2 protein-coding genes are annotated in these 676 nt (G+C 34.5%); both read left to right on the forward strand.

Annotation, left to right across the window (positions count from 1 at the left end; genetic code table 11):
• Window positions 1-61 precede the first annotated feature (61 nt).
• Window positions 62-187, forward strand: a complete 126-nt coding sequence (locus tag GMA8713_RS28495; RefSeq protein ID WP_269747474.1) for a hypothetical protein — start codon at window positions 62-64, stop codon at window positions 185-187.
• Window positions 188-212: 25 nt separating this feature from the next.
• Complete coding sequence (locus tag GMA8713_RS27620) at window positions 213-455, forward strand: hypothetical protein (RefSeq protein ID WP_198159607.1); 243 nt, start codon at window positions 213-215, stop codon at window positions 453-455.
• The last annotated feature ends 221 nt before the right edge of the window (window positions 456-676 follow it).

Raw genomic sequence — 676 nt, forward strand, 5'->3', positions numbered from 1 at the left:
AAGGTGAGGAAAAAAGGAGAAGAACAGTAAGATTGAAGAGGAGTGGGAAGGGAATGGGAGAATGGGGAAGAAACGAAAGAAGGATGAAGGATACAAGAAGAAAAGGATAGAGAGGGAGGGAAAGGAAAAGATAGAGATTGAAAGAGAAAAAGAGGAGGAAAAGATGAGAGAGAAAGAAGAAAAGTAGAAGGAAAAAAAATACGATGAGGGATATGAAAAAGAAAAGAGGAAAGAAGAATGAAAGAAAAAAAAGGAGAAAAAAGAAGAAGAAAGGAATGGGAGGAAGAAAGGAAAGAAAAAATGGAGGAGAAAAAGGAAAAAAAAGGGGGAGGGAAGGAAAGAAAGAGAAAAAAAAAAGGAAAGAAAAAGAGGAGAGAAAAGGTGGGTATGGAGTGATGGAAGAAAAAAAAAAGAAGAAGAAGAAGGAGAAAAAGAAGAGAAAAAGAAGGAAGTAGAAAGGTAAGGGTAAAAAAGTGTGAAAGAAAAAAATGAAATGTAGTTGATTAGGTAGAATGATTAAAAGTTTTTAGGCAGAGATAAGAACATGAAATACGTAATATAAAATATATTTAAAAATGCCTTAAATCAAAGTGGCAGAGAAAGCTTAACGATTAATGTCCTTTTGGAAAATGACCAATACGAAAATAGGATTGTCGTGCGGGACAACGGTCAAGGT

Origin of the sequence: Grimontia marina, assembly GCF_900060185.1 — a bacterium.
Taxonomy (GTDB): Bacteria; Pseudomonadota; Gammaproteobacteria; order Enterobacterales; family Vibrionaceae; genus Enterovibrio; species Enterovibrio marinus.

Bases quoted from the DNA above. Each gene is read 5' to 3' on its own strand.
- GMA8713_RS28495 (WP_269747474.1), top strand. From the start codon at position 62: ATGGGGAAGAAACGAAAGAAGGATGAAGGATACAAGAAGAAAAGGATA.
- GMA8713_RS27620 (WP_198159607.1), top strand. From the start codon at position 213: ATGAAAAAGAAAAGAGGAAAGAAGAATGAAAGAAAAAAAAGGAGAAAA.